General features: G+C 64.6%; 19 protein-coding genes. All 19 read right to left on the minus strand.

The window, feature by feature from the left end; all coding sequences use genetic code 11:
* Positions 1–80 precede the first annotated feature (80 nt).
* Positions 81–1103 (minus strand): hypothetical protein, encoded by a 1023-nt coding sequence (locus H3221_RS22190; protein ID WP_196475906.1) that lies wholly within the window; start codon positions 1101–1103, stop codon positions 81–83.
* A 12-nt stretch (positions 1104–1115) separates the two neighbouring features.
* Complete coding sequence (locus H3221_RS22195; RefSeq protein ID WP_224490744.1) at positions 1116–1559, minus strand: hypothetical protein; 444 nt, start codon at positions 1557–1559, stop codon at positions 1116–1118.
* The gene (locus H3221_RS22200) at positions 1556–1870 is read right to left on the minus strand and encodes a hypothetical protein (RefSeq protein WP_196475907.1); all 315 of its coding nucleotides are present in this window, start codon (positions 1868–1870) and stop codon (positions 1556–1558) included. The genes H3221_RS22195 and H3221_RS22200 overlap by 4 nt, the downstream gene beginning before the upstream one ends.
* 2 nt (positions 1871–1872) lie before the next feature.
* Positions 1873–2871: a major capsid protein gene (locus H3221_RS22205; protein ID WP_196475908.1), complete on the minus strand. Its 999-nt coding sequence runs from the start codon at positions 2869–2871 to the stop codon at positions 1873–1875.
* A gap of 70 nt (positions 2872–2941) precedes the next feature.
* Positions 2942–3577, minus strand: coding sequence for a head decoration protein (locus tag H3221_RS22210; RefSeq protein ID WP_196475909.1), 636 nt, complete (start codon positions 3575–3577; stop codon positions 2942–2944).
* Positions 3574–4776, minus strand: coding sequence for a head maturation protease, ClpP-related (locus tag H3221_RS22215; protein WP_196475910.1), 1203 nt, complete (start codon positions 4774–4776; stop codon positions 3574–3576). The genes H3221_RS22210 and H3221_RS22215 overlap by 4 nt, the downstream gene beginning before the upstream one ends.
* The gene (locus H3221_RS22220) at positions 4773–6233 is read right to left on the minus strand and encodes a phage portal protein (protein WP_196475911.1); all 1461 of its coding nucleotides are present in this window, start codon (positions 6231–6233) and stop codon (positions 4773–4775) included. The genes H3221_RS22215 and H3221_RS22220 overlap by 4 nt, the downstream gene beginning before the upstream one ends.
* Positions 6233–6451, minus strand: a complete 219-nt coding sequence (locus H3221_RS22225) for a hypothetical protein (protein ID WP_196475912.1) — start codon at positions 6449–6451, stop codon at positions 6233–6235. The genes H3221_RS22220 and H3221_RS22225 overlap by 1 nt, the downstream gene beginning before the upstream one ends.
* Before the next feature lie 14 nt (positions 6452–6465).
* Entirely contained in the window at positions 6466–8436 is a 1971-nt protein-coding gene (locus tag H3221_RS22230; RefSeq protein ID WP_196475913.1) for a phage terminase large subunit family protein, read from the minus strand.
* A 2-nt stretch (positions 8437–8438) separates the two neighbouring features.
* Positions 8439–9020, minus strand: a complete 582-nt coding sequence (locus H3221_RS22235; protein ID WP_196475914.1) for a terminase small subunit — start codon at positions 9018–9020, stop codon at positions 8439–8441.
* Between the two features lie 161 nt (positions 9021–9181).
* Positions 9182–9955, minus strand: coding sequence for a hypothetical protein (locus tag H3221_RS22240; protein WP_196475915.1), 774 nt, complete (start codon positions 9953–9955; stop codon positions 9182–9184).
* The gene (locus tag H3221_RS22245; protein ID WP_179527442.1) at positions 9952–10272 is read right to left on the minus strand and encodes a phage holin family protein; all 321 of its coding nucleotides are present in this window, start codon (positions 10270–10272) and stop codon (positions 9952–9954) included. Before H3221_RS22245 ends, H3221_RS22240 begins: the two co-directional genes overlap by 4 nt.
* On the minus strand, positions 10265–10621 hold the full coding sequence (locus H3221_RS22250; protein WP_183894420.1) for a putative holin: 357 nt from the start codon (positions 10619–10621) through the stop codon (positions 10265–10267). Before H3221_RS22250 ends, H3221_RS22245 begins: the two co-directional genes overlap by 8 nt.
* Before the next feature lie 281 nt (positions 10622–10902).
* The gene (locus H3221_RS22255) at positions 10903–11445 is read right to left on the minus strand and encodes a hypothetical protein (protein ID WP_196475916.1); all 543 of its coding nucleotides are present in this window, start codon (positions 11443–11445) and stop codon (positions 10903–10905) included.
* Between the two features lie 349 nt (positions 11446–11794).
* Entirely contained in the window at positions 11795–14575 is a 2781-nt protein-coding gene (locus tag H3221_RS22260; RefSeq protein WP_196475917.1) for a bifunctional DNA primase/polymerase, read from the minus strand.
* Positions 14572–14709, minus strand: a complete 138-nt coding sequence (locus tag H3221_RS22265) for a hypothetical protein (RefSeq protein ID WP_196475918.1) — start codon at positions 14707–14709, stop codon at positions 14572–14574. Before H3221_RS22265 ends, H3221_RS22260 begins: the two co-directional genes overlap by 4 nt.
* Positions 14702–14938 carry a hypothetical protein gene (locus H3221_RS22270; RefSeq protein WP_196475919.1) on the minus strand — a complete coding sequence of 79 codons (237 nt, stop codon included), beginning with the start codon at positions 14936–14938 and terminating at the stop codon, positions 14702–14704. Before H3221_RS22270 ends, H3221_RS22265 begins: the two co-directional genes overlap by 8 nt.
* Positions 14931–15137, minus strand: a complete 207-nt coding sequence (locus tag H3221_RS22275; protein ID WP_196475920.1) for a TraR/DksA C4-type zinc finger protein — start codon at positions 15135–15137, stop codon at positions 14931–14933. Before H3221_RS22275 ends, H3221_RS22270 begins: the two co-directional genes overlap by 8 nt.
* Entirely contained in the window at positions 15130–15639 is a 510-nt protein-coding gene (locus H3221_RS22280; RefSeq protein WP_196475921.1) for a phage regulatory CII family protein, read from the minus strand. The genes H3221_RS22275 and H3221_RS22280 overlap by 8 nt, the downstream gene beginning before the upstream one ends.
* Between the last annotated feature and the right edge of the window lie 225 nt (positions 15640–15864).

A 15864-nucleotide genomic window follows, 5' to 3' on the forward strand; every position in this document is an offset into this window, starting at 1 on the left:
CCCTCAGGGTCTGAGTGACGAATCTACCATCTCAATGCCAGCGCTGAAACTTGGTTAAGGCCATCCCTGGCCCTGCTACATCAAGCTGCCTTGTTGACCACCGCCATCTCGCAGAACTTGGAAATACCCGGCTCGGTCACCAGCGGATCAGCCAGCAGTTCCGCGCTGGCTTCGAGCCGGAGGTATTCCTGCCCCAGAGCAGCCAGCTCCGAGATAACTCCCATTTTCACGCGACGGGCGCGCAGGCTGTAGGGTTCTCCGGTTTGCGCGTCGTTGAGGCCGGCGATGTAGATCTCAAGTTCGACCTGGCTGCCCGCCAGCATGTGGATGACGCCAGCCTTGAGACTGGTGTAGCCGGCCGTGGCACCCGCCGGGGTGATGGTGCTGCCCGCTGGAATGATGATGCCGTGCGGGGTGAGCTGGTAGTCGACGCCCTGCTCTGCCGCTGCACCTGCCCCCTGGGCGACGGTGATGGTGAACGCATCGTCCGCCGCAAAGGCCGTGCTGCCGGCTGTCAGGGTGAAGGCAAGGCCGCCGCCGGTGAACGCCGCGCCGACCTCGCCAGTGCCAACTGCCGTACTGCCCGGCCCGGTGACGGCAAACTCGGTCGCCGAGGTCAGCTCCACATTGTAGACCCCCACGCCTGCCGTGGTGACACTGAGGCTGTTCAGGGTGCCGTTACCGACGTTGCCCAGGGCAGCCTCCGAGCTGGCGGTCAACGCACCGGCGCGGGTGATGGTGACGGGCTGGCTGGTGTCCGGCAGCTTGGCGAATGGCACCAGTTCACCGGCAACACCGCCGACATGCAGCACTTCACCGACCACGCTGGCGGCGGCCACCTGGGCGATGCTGGAGCGGGTGACGCGGGCGATGTTGTCCAGGGTGAGGTCGTACATGCCGATGGTGGCGGTCACGTCGGTGATGCGCTCGCGCACGTTGCGGTTACCGCCGCCGCCGCGAAAGTTGGGCAGGGTCTGGCGGTCGGAGGTAAAGCCGATGTTGAAGGTGTCGCAGTTGCCGATATCGATCAGCGGGTCATTGGTCTGGTAGCGGCGGGCATAGACGATGCCCTCGCCGATGAAGCTGCGGTCTTGCTGAGCCATGATGGCCTCCGGTCATTTGAGGGGCTGGATGTAGGTGACTTGCAGGGGCATGACGTGGCATGCCCAGCGCCGCCCTTCTCCGGGCGGCATGGGGGTTTCCGTGAGGTAGCCGGCCAGTTGCACTCCCTGGACGGCCAGGCCGGCCTTGCTGCCGCCCGTGGCAGCCTTGATGCCCAGGCGAGCACCGCGCAGGACGGGGGCAAATCCTCGTTGCTTGGTGACGGCAGTGATGTTCAGTGTGACGCGCTCGCGCACGCTGCCCGTTCCCACCCGCTCGACTTCCTCGGTGGAGCCGGGCTGGATGACGATGAAGTCGTCCGGCAGGCTGGCGTCGGCTTCGTCGAGCACGCGCAGCACGCCGTCCTCGAACACCAGGCCGCCGAATGACTCCACGGCACCCAGGCAGGCGATCAGCTCCGCGACGATGGCGGATTGCATGTCGATAGGCATGGTCATGTCTTCACGTAGAGAGTGATCAGGTGTCCGTCGTCGTCGGCGATGCCGTCGATGTGCCAGGTCTTGCCATCCATGGCGAAGGCGCCTTGGCGGTCGAAGGGCTGCAGCAGGTGCTTCTGCACACAGTGCGTGCGCACCCGGCCAACACCACCCGATAGGGCATCGACGCGCTCGACATCGACATCGACGATCACCGGCACATCGACCGCCAGCACCTGGCCGGTGCGGCTCAGGTAGGTGGCGGTGCCGTCGCTGAGGCTGTCCATCACTGCATCGTCGAGCGCGGCGATGCAGTCACCGAAGCTGGCCATGGTCAGATGGTCAGCTCGCGCACGGACGCCGGGCGGGTGCACAGGTGCAACGGGTTGGACTGGGCCTCGCCTTCAACGCCCTTGCCGAACTTCATCGGCTCCAGCTTGGAGTAGTACGGCATGCCCTCGGTGTTGACCGTTTCCATGTAGTCGGCCGGCGCGAAGGCGCTGATGAACAATTCCGGCACCCCCATGGGCACGACATGCGCGCGGTCATCGGCAACGAAGGGCGTGCTACCGATCTTGCCGCGATAGCGCTCCCAGGTGATACCACCGAACTCGAAGGGCACCCGGCGATCACCCATGAGTGCCGCTGCGGCCTGCCAGCCCAGGTACGCCTCGCGGACGTTCTTGTGCGCGATCAGCTTGGCCCAGAAGGTTTTGCCACAGTAGGCATGGGCGCCAGTGCTGGTGACGTTGCCGAGAACATCTTCTTGGGCATCGAGCACCTCGACGCACTTGGCCGCTACGTCGGTGTCGGCATTGTTCAACTCCAGGCTAAAGGTAGCCGGACGCTTGATGCCGAAGCGCTGGAAGATGTCGAACAACACGCTCGAGCCATCGGCATCGATCACCTTGCCCTTGATGGCGCCGATGCGCTGGTACTCGTGCGTCAGGTCGAGCTGGCGGCGGGCTTTCTCGATGCGCTTGTTCACATAGGCCTGCACCTGCATCATTTCGGTGAGGCTACCAACTGCGCGGATGCCCTGAATCTCGTCCGCCAGGATCTGGAACACCTCCGGCAGGTGCACGGTGTTGAACGGGATCAGGTCGCGCTTGTTGCCGGTGACCACCTGGCCGGCGCTGCCGCGCGGGGCGGCTTTGACCAGTTGCAGGGTCATACCGTCTTTTTCGATCTGTACGACGGTGCCAGACACGCCCTGTTCTTCGAACAGGCCAGCGGCAGCGATCTGCCCGGGCAGTACGTGTTCTTCGTTGATAACGGTGAGCAGCGCGTCAACGCTGAACGCCTCGTCCTGAAAAATCGTGATCTCAGCCATTGTGGGCTCCTAGAAATGCGAAGCCCCGCTGGTGCGGGGCTTGGGGTGTTGGGGTTGCTACGGTTGGCGGTCAGGGGCGAATGACGATGCCCTTGGCCAGCAGGTCGGCACGGCCGTTGGCATCCAGCCCGGTGAGCAGGCGCTCGATCACCTCGGCGTCACGCATCACGCCAACTGCGCGCACGTCGTTGAGGGTGGCGTCCACCGAGGCGAACAGGATGCCGCTGGCAGCACGCCGGCCATCGTCGGTGCCGTCATCGTCGTAGGCGGTGTATTCGCCCAGGTTGGCGAGCACGGTGAGGGTGAAGCTGTCATCCACTGCAAAGTCGGTGGAGCCGTCACTCAGGGTGAAGGTCAGGCCGCCGCCGGTGAAGGCCTGTCCGACGGTGCCTTCACCTACCAGCGCACCGGTCGGGTCGACCAGTTCGAACTTGCCGCCGTTGGCTGCTGCTTCGGTGATGGTGAGGATGTAGGCACCGCTGATGGCCGCGCTGGTGACGGTCACGGAACCGATGGTGCCGTTGCCGGTGTTGCCGGCATCGGCGGCTGGGGTGAGTGCGTTGGCGGCGGTGATCAGGGCGATCAGCGTGCCGGCCTTGAGGATGCCGGAGCCGGCGGCGATGACCACCTCCTCGCGGCTGCGGGTGCCGTTGGCCTCCGAGAGGAGGAACTCGCCGGCGTACACGCCTTCGGTTTTGATGGTCATGCTTGTTTTCCTCCTTTCGAGGCTTGGTTGCGGCGGCGAGCGTAGACCTCATTCGCCGTCGGGGGCTGGTGGGCGCTGGCCTGCGGGCCATCGTCCACCGGGGGTAGGTTGCTGATTTCCACCTGGCCGCTGTTGGCGGCCAGCTTCTCGAACAGCTTCGCCTTGGCCTGTTCGCCGGTCAGCCCGGCTTCGATCAGTGCCTGGGCGTCATCCGGGCGCTTGGCTACCATGCAGGCGGCGCGAACTTCCTTGGCGCGGTTGAAGTGCGCCTGCACCGCTTCGGCACTGGCCAAGGCGCTTGCCTTGATCAGGTAGCTGACGCAGTTGCTCAGGCCGGCCGCGGCACAGTCCGTGGCGAGCTTGGCGGCCAGTTCGGCGGCTTCCGGGGTGGTCGTTACCGGATCAGGTTCGGGCTCCGTTGCGGGGTCAGGCTCATCCGCCGGCGGTTGTTCGACCTCACCAACCAGGCGCAGCGCTGCCTCCGGCACGTTGCGGTAGCGGTTGAGGATCTTGCCCAGCGCCGCGTTGTTCACCAGCGGCGCGACCTCGCCGAACACCTCGTCGACGAAGCCATGGGTCATGGCCTCGCTGGCGGTGAGCCAGGTGGTGTCGTTGATCATGCGGCGCAGCTCGGCGTCGTCGATGTTCAGCGCGCGGTGCTGGTAGCTGGCGACAATGCCTTCGAAGGCCTTGTCCATCATGTCGGCCATCTGGCGCAGCTCGTTGCTGTCGCCGGCCATGAACGTCCAGGGGTTGTGGATCATGAACATGGCATTGTCGGCCATGCGTACCTTGTGGGCACCGCACACGGCCACGCTGCCGGCGCTGAAACACGCACCGTCGATCTGCCCGGTGCAGCGCTCGCCCAAGGCGCGCAGCGTGTTGTGGATGGCAATGCCGTCGAAGAGATCGCCACCGACGGTATCGAAGTGCACCAGCACCTCCGACACGCCATCGTCGATCTCTTTCAGGTCGCGGATGAAGTCACCCGAGGTCACACCCCAGAAGCCGATCTCGCCGTAGATGTAGACCTCGATGGGCTTGCCGCCCTCCTCGCCGGCGGCCTGGATGCTGTACCAGTGTTCGGCGTTGAGGTCTGGCGCGCCTTCAAGGTTGAGCATGCGCGGCTGGGCGAAGGCGTCGATGCCCAGGCCGCCCAGCATGACCGCCAGCGCCAGGCGGTTGGTCATCTTCTTCATGGGGTTTCCTCTTTGTCACCAGCCGTGAGGGCCGTGTCGGTGGTGTAGTCGAGCCCGAGCTCTTTGGCCCGGGCGTTGTCGTCGGCGTTTTCCTGGTCGATCACTTCGGCGTCGTAACCGTTGCGAAGCGCGTGCTCGCTGCGGCTGGCCAGTCCGCCTTTGATCTCCAGCAGCTTGCCCTGCACGTCCTGCACGGGGTGCATGTAGGCCCAGCCTTGTGGCACCCAGCGCGTGCGCAAGTAGTCGCGTCGACGCTCGAAGTACTGCGGCAGCTCAATGGCCCCGGAGAGCCAAGCAGCGTCGAGCCAGGCCGCGCGAACTGGCCGGCAGAGCTGGAACACGTAAACGCCGAACTGCAGTTGCTCGATGCGACGGCGGAACTCGTTGAGTAGCACGCGCAGCACGCGGTCGCTGATGTCAGCCATATCGCCGGTCAGCAGTTCGTAAGGCAGTTCGATACCAGCCGCCGCAGCCATCAGTTGCTGCCGCATGAAGTCCACGTAGGTGTCGCCGGCCGAAGGCGGGGCGGAGAACACTACCTCCTCGCCCTCGAGCAGCTCCTGCATGGTGCCCGGCTCCATGGCCACCATGGGGGTGCCATCTTCGTCGCTCTTGACCGGCTGCCCCGTCAACGTATCGAGGACGGGCGGGCCATCTGGCCGGGGCTTGGTGATGAAGCCGGCAAAGAGGTTGGCCACCTCCTGCCGGAACAGCACCGCGTCGTCATAGTTGTCCAGCGACTTGAGTCGCAGCAGCACCGGCGCCAGGCGCGGGATGCCGCGCAGTTGCCCACCTTCGAGCGGTTCGAAGATGTGCAGCACCTCGCTGGCCGGGATGCGGTTCAGCGTGTTGTAGCTGGTGCCCAGCGCCCGGGCATCGCCGGGGTGGTTCTTCCACATCCAGTACGCCACCCGCCGACCGACCTGGTCGAACTCGATGCCGGCTCGCACCACGTTGCCGCGACGGGTGACGAAGTTGCGATCCAGCGGCACGAACTCAGGCGGCAGAATCTGCAGCTGCAGCGGCACCGCCAGGCCATCCTCCGGGCGGCGGTAGCGCAGCCGCACGAAGCATTCGCCGGACTCCTCAACCATCCGGGCGATCAGCGCCTGCTGGCCGTAGAAGTCAGTGAGGTTGTCGGCGTCGGATTCGTCCGTCCAGTCGCTCCAGAGCTGGTTGATGGCACTACGCAGCGCGGCATCCTTGATCTGCGCACGCGGTGTGATGCCAGTACCGATCAGGCTGCTGACGCGCTTGCCGATACCGCTGGCGGCCCAGGGGTTGTTGCGCACTGCCGCCTTGGAGCGCTTGCGCAGCGCCGGCAAGGCCGGAATAGCGATGGTGTTCAGCGCGGCGTCCGGGGCGTCCCAACTCTGGGCGCGTCGGCCCTGGCCGGCGCCTTCGTAGCTGTTCACCACCTGCAGCCGAACCGGCTTGGCTCTTACTCGATAGCCCATCACGCCCCCTTGCCACGGCTGTACAGCCGGATTTGCCGTGGCTGGCCGGCGCGGGATTCGCGGGCGGCATCTGCGGCGTATTGGTCTTCAAGCATGCGCAAGCTGGCGAGCGATGCTCGGTCTAGCCTGCGACCATCCTTGGTGATGCTCTGCCCAAGCCGGAGGATGTCGCTGATAGCCGCCCGGACGTCATCCAGGCGCTGTTGTGCGCTTGCCATGGGGCGCCCTCTTGTCATCGTTTCAGGTAGGTGCTGCGTGATACGCGGCGTCCCGTTGGTTGAGGTGCTGGCTTCGCTGGCGGCGGGTTGGCTGCCTTCTCGGCATCCTCCTGCAGGGCGGTCACTTTGCTGCTCGCAGTTGGCTGCGCGAACAAGCTCCCCTGGCTCACCGCGGCGCGCAGCTTGCTCCATTCGCCCTGGTGGTATCGGTGAAGCCCCAGGAACTGAGCAGCGGCCTGGTTGTAAACCAGCAGGTCGAGTACTTCGTTGCGCTCGGCTTTGCCCTTGACCCAGACAGTGCGCTTGTAGCCCTTCACGTAGACGGTGATTTTTCGCTCTGCCACCGCCTGGTCGTAGAACTCGTCCGGCAGGTCTGTCGAGAAGTGCAGTGCGCCAGGGCCGTCGGCGAACGGGTAACGGTTGTAGATCCAGTCCTTCGCCGTGTCGGTACCGATGATCCAGAGCTCGGCGCCCTGCTTCTCGGTTTGGCCGTTGTATGTCACATCGACTTTCGACGGTCGCTGAGCCAGCACAGGTCGGCCGGGCTTACTTGCCCCCTTAACCGCGAACACTTTCCGCCAGCGCCGCAGCCGTGTGAACTGGTAGACCTCATCGGTATGGTGACCGCCGGAGTCGACCGCCGTGGCGCAGATGGCCAGCTCGACGCCAGAGGCGTGGCGGTACCGGCGCTTCAGTTGCTCGTCCAGATCAAGCCAGGTGCGTTGCAGTGCCGGGTCACCCGGCACCACCACGTAGTCGACCACCCAGCGCTCAAGGCCTTCGCCCCAGCCGATCACCAGCATTTCCAGACGGTTGTGCTGCACGTCGACGGCGGCGGTGAGGATCAGCGCACCGGCCGGCACCGTACCCAGGCGGTAATCCTCGGCGCGGGCCTTTAGTTCGCTGGCCTTTGTCATCTCCTGCGCGGCGTCCCACACCAACGCCAGGCGGGTGTTGTAGAACACCTGCATGGGTTCGTTGTCGCCCCGGTCAGCTGCGACCTTGGCCTTGTCGTACTGCTTGGCCAGGCTCTGCCAGGACAGCCAGCCCAACGGCGAATAGAGCGCGTTGAGGTGAAAGCCCACGGTCTCGCCGTCGCCCTTCGCCGTGGCGCGCCACTCGCCAGCCAGCAGCATGGCCGTCTTGTGATGTTCCTCGATCAGCGCGCCGCACTCGGCGTTGCTGCAGAGGTAGTCGACGCGCTTGTAGTCGTCGGTCCACTTGAGGTTGGCCCAGTCCAGCACCTGGTGCTGCCCACAGTGTGGGCATGGCACGAAGTAGCGGCGCTTGTCGCTCTGCTCGTACAGATCATCGATGCGCGAGGCGCCTTTGATCGTCGGCGAGCTGGAGAAGTAGAACTTGGCCTTGCGGCCGAACGTGGTGCCGCGCGCCTCTGCCAGCTCGATGGGGTCGCCTTCGCTGTCTACGTCGACGTCCCAACGGTCGATCTCATCGCCGTAGATGTAGCGCGCTGCCAGCTCTGCCAGGTTGGCGGCCGAGCCGGCGGTGGTGCAGTACAACGTGCCGCCTTCGAATTCCTTGGTGTCGAGGGTGTTGCGGGCATCGCGTGAGCGCGGCTTGGCCACGCGCGTGCTGAGTTCCGGTACCGCCTTGATCGTCTTGTCGATCCGGCTGGAGACCCGGCGGGCCAGCTTTTCGCTGGGCAGCAGCGCCAGGATATTGGCTGGCGCCATGTGGATGTTGCCGCCGATCCAGTTGAGCGCGATCTGCGTCTTCATCATCTGCGAGGCGACCATGGTCACCACGCGCTTGCAGGGGTGCAGCGGTGACAGGCAGCGCATCGGCTCGCGAGCGAAAGGCGTGCGGTCGGTGTGATATTTGCCGGGCTCCGCGGCGCCGGTGTCCTTCGGGATACGCTGGAACTCGTCAGCCCACTGATCGATCCACAGTTCGGGGTCGAGCTCCAGGCCTCGGTGGTATGCCGCCCGGTACGTGGCAGCACCGTCGGCATACGCATGTTGCATGGCTAGTTCGGCTCCTTCGCCCCCTGTTCAATCTCGGTATCCAGCTGCACCAGGCTGGCGGCATCCTCGAGGACGCCTCGCAGCAGCTCAGTGAGCTTTCGTTCCATTTCCCAGGTGTCGGTGATAGCGATCAGCTCGCCAGCGATCTTGGGCGGCAGACCGAGGATCAAGTCGCGCAGCGTGCGCGCGGTGTTGAATGCGGCGGTGTCGACGGCCTTGCGTTCGACCAGCTCACCGCGGCCTTTGAGGAACTCGTCCTCGGCCAGCAGCGCCAGGTAAGTCTCGCGATGCGCCCTGGCCTTCTGGTAGTTGTCGCCACCGCCTGTGGACAGCGGAGCAGAAGTCGGGGCTTGGGGTGAAATAAGCGCATGCACGCCTTTCTCAACCCTATCCTGATGATGCCGCTCCGCGACACCGGCCTTGCTGGGGTCGGCAGTCTCGCTCAGCAGAGCAAGCGTTTCCTCGACGAGTACCTGCTTACCGTCTTCGGTCAGTACCAGCCGCCCTTGGGCTGCCAGCTTCGACACATAAGGCCGAGACCAACCCTGGCTATCCGCGAACTCTGACTTCTTCATGACCGTCATGAATTCACCTATTAACCAGAATTACCCCGGGGATTAACCGAATTAACCCCAATTAACTAACCTCCAACCCCACCCACTAGCGCGAGAACGGGGCTCGAATTACCCTTGCCACCCTCGCCGGCCCAGGGGCCCCCGGCCAGTCATGTGGCACGCCACTGGCTTCAGCGCCGCCGCCGGCCTGGCAGGCTGGGCAGCCGACCGGCCAAGGCATCAACGATGGCCTTGTCGATGTTCGCTTCGAGCTGCGCGTCGTTCTCTGCGACCCGCCGCACCACGTCATGGAACTTGAAGCGCTCGCGGTACTGCGGTTGGCGCACGAAGGCGAGCACCATCGCCACGTTCTTGCCACGCCGCTCGGCAATGCCGATAGGCGTCTTGCCGCGCTTCATCACGAAGAACGCCAGCGCGTGCCCCTTGCGCAGGGAACGCCGGCTATCGGTCGCAGCGTTGTCCGAGCCCGATAGCTTCATCGCCTTCAGGCCCGACAGGATCTGCGTCATGTGCCCCTTCTGGATATTCCCGTAGGCATCCAGCCGAGCACCGGCGGCCGGCACGACGAAGCGGCCAGCCGGCAGAATCCCCGACTCGCGCAGGTACTTCTCCGACCGCCGCGTGATCCGCTCACCACCCTCGACTTGCGGCAGCAGGTAATCCTCGGCACTGAATGGATTCTTGCCCGTACCCTGATCCTGTACCCACACCGCTGCTTCAGGGTCAGCCGATGGTTTGGCGTGAATGATGCGGATCGAGTTCAGCACCCACGGCGTTGGCCTCGGGTTGAACACATCTTCCATCTCAGCCCGCAGCGCGATGCGCGCCTGGTTGGCCGTATGGTTGAGTGCATCCGCCAGCGCCCGAGGTGCGAGCCCGCCGCCCAGCTTCTGCAGCGCGGCCAGCGCATCGTCCAAGTCGCGGGCGTTGATGCTGCCCTTCACCGCCCACCCCGCCGCCGCTCACCACCAGACCACGCTGGCTCTTCAGGTCGCAGCACCCCGGCGAGATTGCCGCCAGCTCGCCAGATGGCCCAGGCGAACACCGCCACCAGCACCACCAACGGCCAGGCTGCAGGCTGCACCACCAGATCGCCGCGCAGGATATGGATCACCGCAACCCCGGCGCAGACCATCACCAGCCAGGCGCCACACGACTTCAGCCGGCTGAAGCGCAACGCGCCCCGCCGGAACGTGAACAGCCGAACGAAGATGGCGCCGCACAACACCAGCAGCGCATGGGTCAGGATCACACTAGCCATCGATTCCCCCAGGGGCCGACGGCGCCACACGCTTCCTGATCGCGGCCATGGTGAGGCCAACGACCAGCGCAGCGGCGGCGAACGCAGCAGGCCCGGAATAGGTGAATGGTCGGATGCCCCATAGCTCAAGCTCGCCGAGAGCTGGGCTGAACTGGTAGCCCATGACCAGGCTGATCATGAACAACAGGATGCGAGGGATGACCTTCAGGTCGGGCCGCGCGAGCACAAACACAGTCGCCCCGCACAATGCACCGGTCGCCGCACTCCCATCCACGCCAGCCATGAAGCCGGAGATACAAATGCCAACGCCTGCTGCGCAAACCGCCAGCCCGGTCAATGGCTCGCTCATAAACCCTCCCAGGCGGCCAAGGGCCAGAATAAAAAACCCGCGTGCCGCGGGAACGGCTGCCGCCCCTGCCACGGTAGCGTCAGCCAGAAAAGACAAAGCCCCGCAAGGCGGGGCTCTGAATCCGAGTCGGGTCTCGGGTTGTGCGACACAGCACGTGGCGCTCTGTTGCTCGGTAGGCGTACCTATCGAATCGTGGTGACTTTTTACCCCCCGAGTGACAAACCGAAAAGTCCCGATTATGGGTTATTCCAGCCGGCGCCCTTCGGAGCCTTGCCGGCGCCTTATGGAGCCGAGTCGCCCGACGAGCGGTCAACCTTCAACTCAAGGCCACGCCCGCGGTGGGCCGCATCCGCCTGCTTCAACGATGCCCGGCGCACACGGTCGCCATCCCGGCGCGACTCCCGCCGCATCACCGCCAGCTTGCCCTGGCGTTCCAGCAGCCCGGCATGCAGGCGCTCATGCAACACGCCCACCTGCCGGTAGTACGCCCGCCGCCCGGCATCGCCGCGCCCCAGCTCCAGCGCATCCACCTGCTCGGCGATGGTCAGCCGGGGTTCGTTGCGGTACCGCGCATAGGCCAACCGCACCAGCGCGCTTCCGCCCTCCAGCCGCTCGATGCCGTACAGCACCTGGTTCACCTCAGCCGCTGCATAATCCGGCCCGGCGCCGGCAACCAGCAGCTTCGCGCCATACACCCCGCCACGCGGCGCACAGCCGGCGAACTCGACGATAGTGCCCATGGTGCTGGGCAAACCGCCCCCATGGCCGTTCTGGGCCAGCTGCTCGCCCCAATGCCTCAACAGCGTCTCGATAGCCTCGATCATTGCCCGTCCCTCGCGCCAAAACCGCAACCCAACACAAAAACCGCCAACCCTACACACACCCAACACACAAAAAACTCAATAAAAACAATGGCTTTAGAGCATCTGTGTAAGGTGTGTAAGGTGTGTAAGGTTTTCAGAGCCTCGCGTAAGGAAATTTTCGAAGGGTTCAGGGCAGCCAGACAGGTGATACAGCGTGCAATTTTTTTTCGCACACGCGCGCGCACGCGCTTAAACCTTACACACCTTACACACTCGTCTAGAACCCGCGTCGTTACTGGGCTGAAAGTGTGTAAGGTTGCAAAATCAAGCCTACACAGTGCCAACACACCCAACACACTTTTAGGCGTACTCATGCTGCAGCCGCCTTGACGTGATCCCACGCCTCCACGTTCCAGCCGCACAGCTTCGCCTTCGCGCGCCACGCCTGCACATGCGCGCCCAGCGCGGCCGCCTGCATGGATGGTGGCAGGAAGGCTGACTCATCCCTCGGTATCAAAAACGCCGCAAACCGTCGCGTGCTGCCCTCCGTCCAGGGGATCGCCCGCGTCTTGTCCACCCCCAGCGTCTCGATGAACAGGCTGAATTTCGTCTGGCTCATCCGGTGCTCACCGTTGCGCTGGCACCACTCCACGAACATCGCGTACAGATCAGAGCTCAGGCACCCGCCCCACAACCCATCGCCCAGCTCGCCCAGGCGCCACAGGTTGGCGAACGTCTGCCACGGCGCCCGGCTCAACGCCACCAAGCGTTCACGCGCAGGCGTCACCGGCGGCTTGGTCTGCTGATCGAAGTCGCCCAGGTCATACGCCAACAGCCACGCATACAGCGCCTCCACGCCACCGTTGGCCAGCTCCTGCTTGATCGCCATCTGTCGAGCAGCAGGCAGCTTCTCCTCCGGCCACATCACCAGAAAGCGGCGGTCGCTGTCGCTGATCGGCCACGGCACGATCTCGTTCGAGAGAAACACCGCATTCATGTGGCTGGCTTCCTCCCAACCGTTCACGAACTTGCTCTCGATGCGCACCGTCTGCCCGGTGATCAACTGCTTGATCTTGCCCACCTGGTTGTACTTCTGATCGCGGCTCACCACCTCCTCGAACACCGCCCACAGCTTGCCGCTCTGCCAGGCGTTGAACGAACCTTCCAGCTGCGTCTGCCCGACCGTCGCCGAGTACTGGCCGTAGAGCATCCCCATCACCACCGAAAACAGCAGGCTCTTGCCCGAGCCCTCAGTGGTCGAGTGCATCAGCACCGCCGTATCCATTTTTGCCCCGCTGTGCTGCAACGGATACGCCAGCCAGCGGCATAGCCAGTCCGTCGCATCCTCAGCGTGGTTACACAGAAAGCTGATCAGCCAGATCAGGTTCGCGCACTTCGTATCATCCCGCTCAGGCGTCAGCGGCAGGCCTTCGTAGGTGTTGATGTACACCTCGGGGTCATGGCTCATCGTCGGGTCAAACACAATGTGGTTCATGTCCACCACCCGCCGATCCGGGCTGTTCAGCCACAGGCTGTAGGCATCGCCCAGTGCCATCTTCACCGCGCCCTCGGCCACACGGCGCTTCTTCGCGTAGTCCCACACATCCTTGGTGCCATCGATGTACACATAGCGCGTCAGCATCGGCATTTTCAGATCGCCAACCGCCTTACCCGCCAGTGCCTGGGCACGCTCGATTTCCTTAACCCAGTCCTCGCTGACAGTCTTCTTGCGCTTCGGGTCGGTCTCGGCATCCCACTGCTTGAACAGATCCTTACCGATCAGCGCCTGAAACGCGGCCTTCTTGATCCGCTTGCCGTTATCCACGTCCCAGGCCTGCGTGGTGCCGACGATCAACGCGAAGCGTCGGAGCAGCCCCTGGATATGGAAGCCACCCCCCGCCCCCCCGGTGGTGCTGCTGCCGGCCGGCGCGCCGCAATCCGAATCGGTAGGGGGCGGGGGAAGGTCGCCCGACTCATCGGCCGGGCTGGCGGCGTCATCAGCAGCCGCAGGCTTGCCACCCACCTCGCCCTTCGCCGCTGGCGGCGTGCCGCCTGATACCTTCTTGCGCTGGCTCGCATGATCGATGCCCAGCGCCTTGGCGGCTGCCTTGGTCGCCGCCTTCTGATCGCCGTCATGCTCGAGCAGGCAGAACACATCGAACGCATCGTTCATATGCCCGTTCGCCAGCGGGTCGGCGCCGTGGTGCGAATACACCTTGCCGTCGACCACCGTCACACCCGCCAGGCCCGTGGTGCTGCCCGGGTAAAGCCACTTATTGCCGCGCCGCTTGTACCCGTGCGTCGCCAGCAGCTGCTCGACGTCGTGCGCGTCGTTGTAGGCGCCCACCACATCCGTGCTACCGCTTGCGCCAGTAGTCGTCGGCCGGCTCGGCTTAGCCTTGGGTGCCGGGCGCTCTTTCGGTGTCGGCGCCCACTCGCAGGCACCCTGCCCCAGCGGTTTGAAGATTTCCCAGTTGTTCCAGATGCTCAGCAGCTCGCGCGGCAACTCCGGCAGGCCATCCGCCGAGGGCGGCGTACGCCAGAAATACGGCTGGCCCGTGTCCGGGTGGATCGAGGGCGGCATTACGTCCTGCACCAGGCCGCCGCGCAGCTCGAACACCGTCACCGGGGCCAGTTCCTTCTGCTTCGCCCGCATCGTCGCGGTCAGCTCGGCATTGCCGGTTGCCTCTGCCTGCTTCAGCGTCGCCGTCACCAGCTTGTGCTTGCTACCGTCCGGGTCGAGCGGGTTGGGCCATACCAGGGAATGCCGGCTCAGCTCCACGCCCTCCGGCACACGGAACATCAGGCGGAAGCGCGCCGGGTTGCCCACCAGCGTCGGGTACACCGCCGCCAGGTCATCCAGCTGCAGGTCGAGCACATGCAGCAGCACATGGCGCGTGTACTCCACATGGTCCACGTCCAGCGAGCAAACGCGGCTCGGCCCGAGCACCACGCCCATATTGTGGTTGGGGTTCTTCGTCCAGAATTGTTCGGCCTTGTCGGCGTCGGTGAAGTAGCCACCCGGCTTGTTCCAGCCGTTGCCCTTCGGCGCCTTCTGGCCGGGCTCGATCTTAACCAGGGCCAGCCCGAAGGCTTCGATGTAGCGCCGCGCCCAAGCAGCCATGCTTCCAGGAGCTTTTGGAGCCGTCATTCTTCTTCCTCGCGCTCACGATCCTGCTGCTGCTCCCACTCGCACATGCTCACATGCTCGAACCAAGCGTCCTCGTCGCGGAACTCGTAACGATCACAGTGCGGGCAATCCGCGTAGAAAACATCCTCATCCACGGCTCACCTCCGGCAGCTCCTGCCAGCCGAGCAACTGAGCGGCAGGCACGTAGGTGTGGGAGATGGCAGTGTCATTCCACTGCCCGAGGTACAGGTCTATTTCCAGTTCGGTAACGCAGAACTGGCCAGCAGGTTCGTTCCAGATCGCGAGGCACGCCCATGGCATACCGATATCAGCCAGAATCAAACGGTCACGCGGCACAGTGGCCGCTGGCTGCCACTCAACCACGGCGCACCTCCTGCCGGCTCTGGCACTCCACGCAAAAACGGCAACCCGGCACTGCTTTGCGCCGGGCTTCGGGAATGTCGTCACCACAGCTGTCGCACTCGGTCGCGCTCTCGCCCTGGTAAATCACACGGTTATCGATGGCCTGCTGCAGGCGCTCTTGCTGCACCGCCTCGGCCATCTCCAGATAGCGCTCATCCATCGTGGCGTTCCCCCCCGGCCAGCATGGCCTGCTCGGCGCCGGCAATGATCCCGAGAATCTTGCGGATCACCTCGTGCCCGTGGTGCTTCAGCGCTTCCACCTCATGCCGCTGCCAGCGATTGTCCGCCGCCCCGTCATGCAAGCTGCCCACGAAATCTGCCAAGCGCCCCGTCAGCTTGGCCAGCGCTTGCAAGGCGTCGTTAGTCGCTTCAACCGGCACCGGCTTGAACCACACCACACCGGCCGGACGATTGAGGGCGTCCAGCAGACGCGGGTCTTGGGTCAGGCGGATGATGTCTTCAAGCTCGTCCGGGTTTGGCCAGCGGCGTTCCTCGGTCGGGTTCAGCTTCTTCTGCAGGGTGTCGTAACCCGTTACCAGGTCGAGATGCATATCAGTGGCCAGGGCGCCAATGCCGCCCCGATAGTCGCGCCCCGCGCGGTAAAGCGCATGGCGCAGGGAGAGCACCGGGCCAGCGCCCGGCAGCAGATCTTGTCGGCTCATACCTACCCCAAGCCGGCCCCAGGCGGGGCCGGCTGTTGTGTGCTGTGTCTGCCGAGCTGGGCAGTCAGAGTTGCCCCTCTCGACCCCTTCCGTGCCGAGGGTCAGAGTCCCCGGCGCGGTACTACCTAAAACCGCCGTTTAACGACATAGCCAGGCAACCAGGGTTTCCCCTACTATTCCGGCTACGGCGACTCGATGTTTCCACGTGCTGTGTCGGCATCGAGC

The organism is Pseudomonas chaetocerotis (assembly GCF_015712105.2).
Lineage (GTDB): Bacteria > Pseudomonadota > Gammaproteobacteria > Pseudomonadales > Pseudomonadaceae > Aquipseudomonas > Aquipseudomonas chaetocerotis.

Excerpts from the sequence above, each read along its gene's own strand:
- H3221_RS22215 (WP_196475910.1), bottom strand. The coding sequence starts at position 4,776 with ATGAAGAAGATGACCAACCGCCTGGCGCTGGCGGTCATGCTGGGCGGC.
- H3221_RS22260 (WP_196475917.1), bottom strand. The coding sequence starts at position 14,575 with ATGACGGCTCCAAAAGCTCCTGGAAGCATGGCTGCTTGGGCGCGGCGC.
- H3221_RS22250 (WP_183894420.1), bottom strand. The coding sequence starts at position 10,621 with ATGAGCGAGCCATTGACCGGGCTGGCGGTTTGCGCAGCAGGCGTTGGC.
- H3221_RS22200 (WP_196475907.1), bottom strand. The coding sequence starts at position 1,870 with ATGGCCAGCTTCGGTGACTGCATCGCCGCGCTCGACGATGCAGTGATG.
- H3221_RS22255 (WP_196475916.1), bottom strand. The coding sequence starts at position 11,445 with ATGATCGAGGCTATCGAGACGCTGTTGAGGCATTGGGGCGAGCAGCTG.
- H3221_RS22230 (WP_196475913.1), bottom strand. The coding sequence starts at position 8,436 with ATGCAACATGCGTATGCCGACGGTGCTGCCACGTACCGGGCGGCATAC.
- H3221_RS22225 (WP_196475912.1), bottom strand. The coding sequence starts at position 6,451 with ATGGCAAGCGCACAACAGCGCCTGGATGACGTCCGGGCGGCTATCAGC.
- H3221_RS22205 (WP_196475908.1), bottom strand. The coding sequence starts at position 2,871 with ATGGCTGAGATCACGATTTTTCAGGACGAGGCGTTCAGCGTTGACGCG.
- H3221_RS22195 (WP_224490744.1), bottom strand. The coding sequence starts at position 1,559 with ATGACCATGCCTATCGACATGCAATCCGCCATCGTCGCGGAGCTGATC.
- H3221_RS22275 (WP_196475920.1), bottom strand. The coding sequence starts at position 15,137 with ATGGATGAGCGCTATCTGGAGATGGCCGAGGCGGTGCAGCAAGAGCGC.
- H3221_RS22235 (WP_196475914.1), bottom strand. The coding sequence starts at position 9,020 with ATGACGGTCATGAAGAAGTCAGAGTTCGCGGATAGCCAGGGTTGGTCT.
- H3221_RS22190 (WP_196475906.1), bottom strand. The coding sequence starts at position 1,103 with ATGGCTCAGCAAGACCGCAGCTTCATCGGCGAGGGCATCGTCTATGCC.
- H3221_RS22220 (WP_196475911.1), bottom strand. The coding sequence starts at position 6,233 with ATGGGCTATCGAGTAAGAGCCAAGCCGGTTCGGCTGCAGGTGGTGAAC.
- H3221_RS22210 (WP_196475909.1), bottom strand. The coding sequence starts at position 3,577 with ATGACCATCAAAACCGAAGGCGTGTACGCCGGCGAGTTCCTCCTCTCG.
- H3221_RS22280 (WP_196475921.1), bottom strand. The coding sequence starts at position 15,639 with ATGAGCCGACAAGATCTGCTGCCGGGCGCTGGCCCGGTGCTCTCCCTG.
- H3221_RS22245 (WP_179527442.1), bottom strand. The coding sequence starts at position 10,272 with ATGGCTAGTGTGATCCTGACCCATGCGCTGCTGGTGTTGTGCGGCGCC.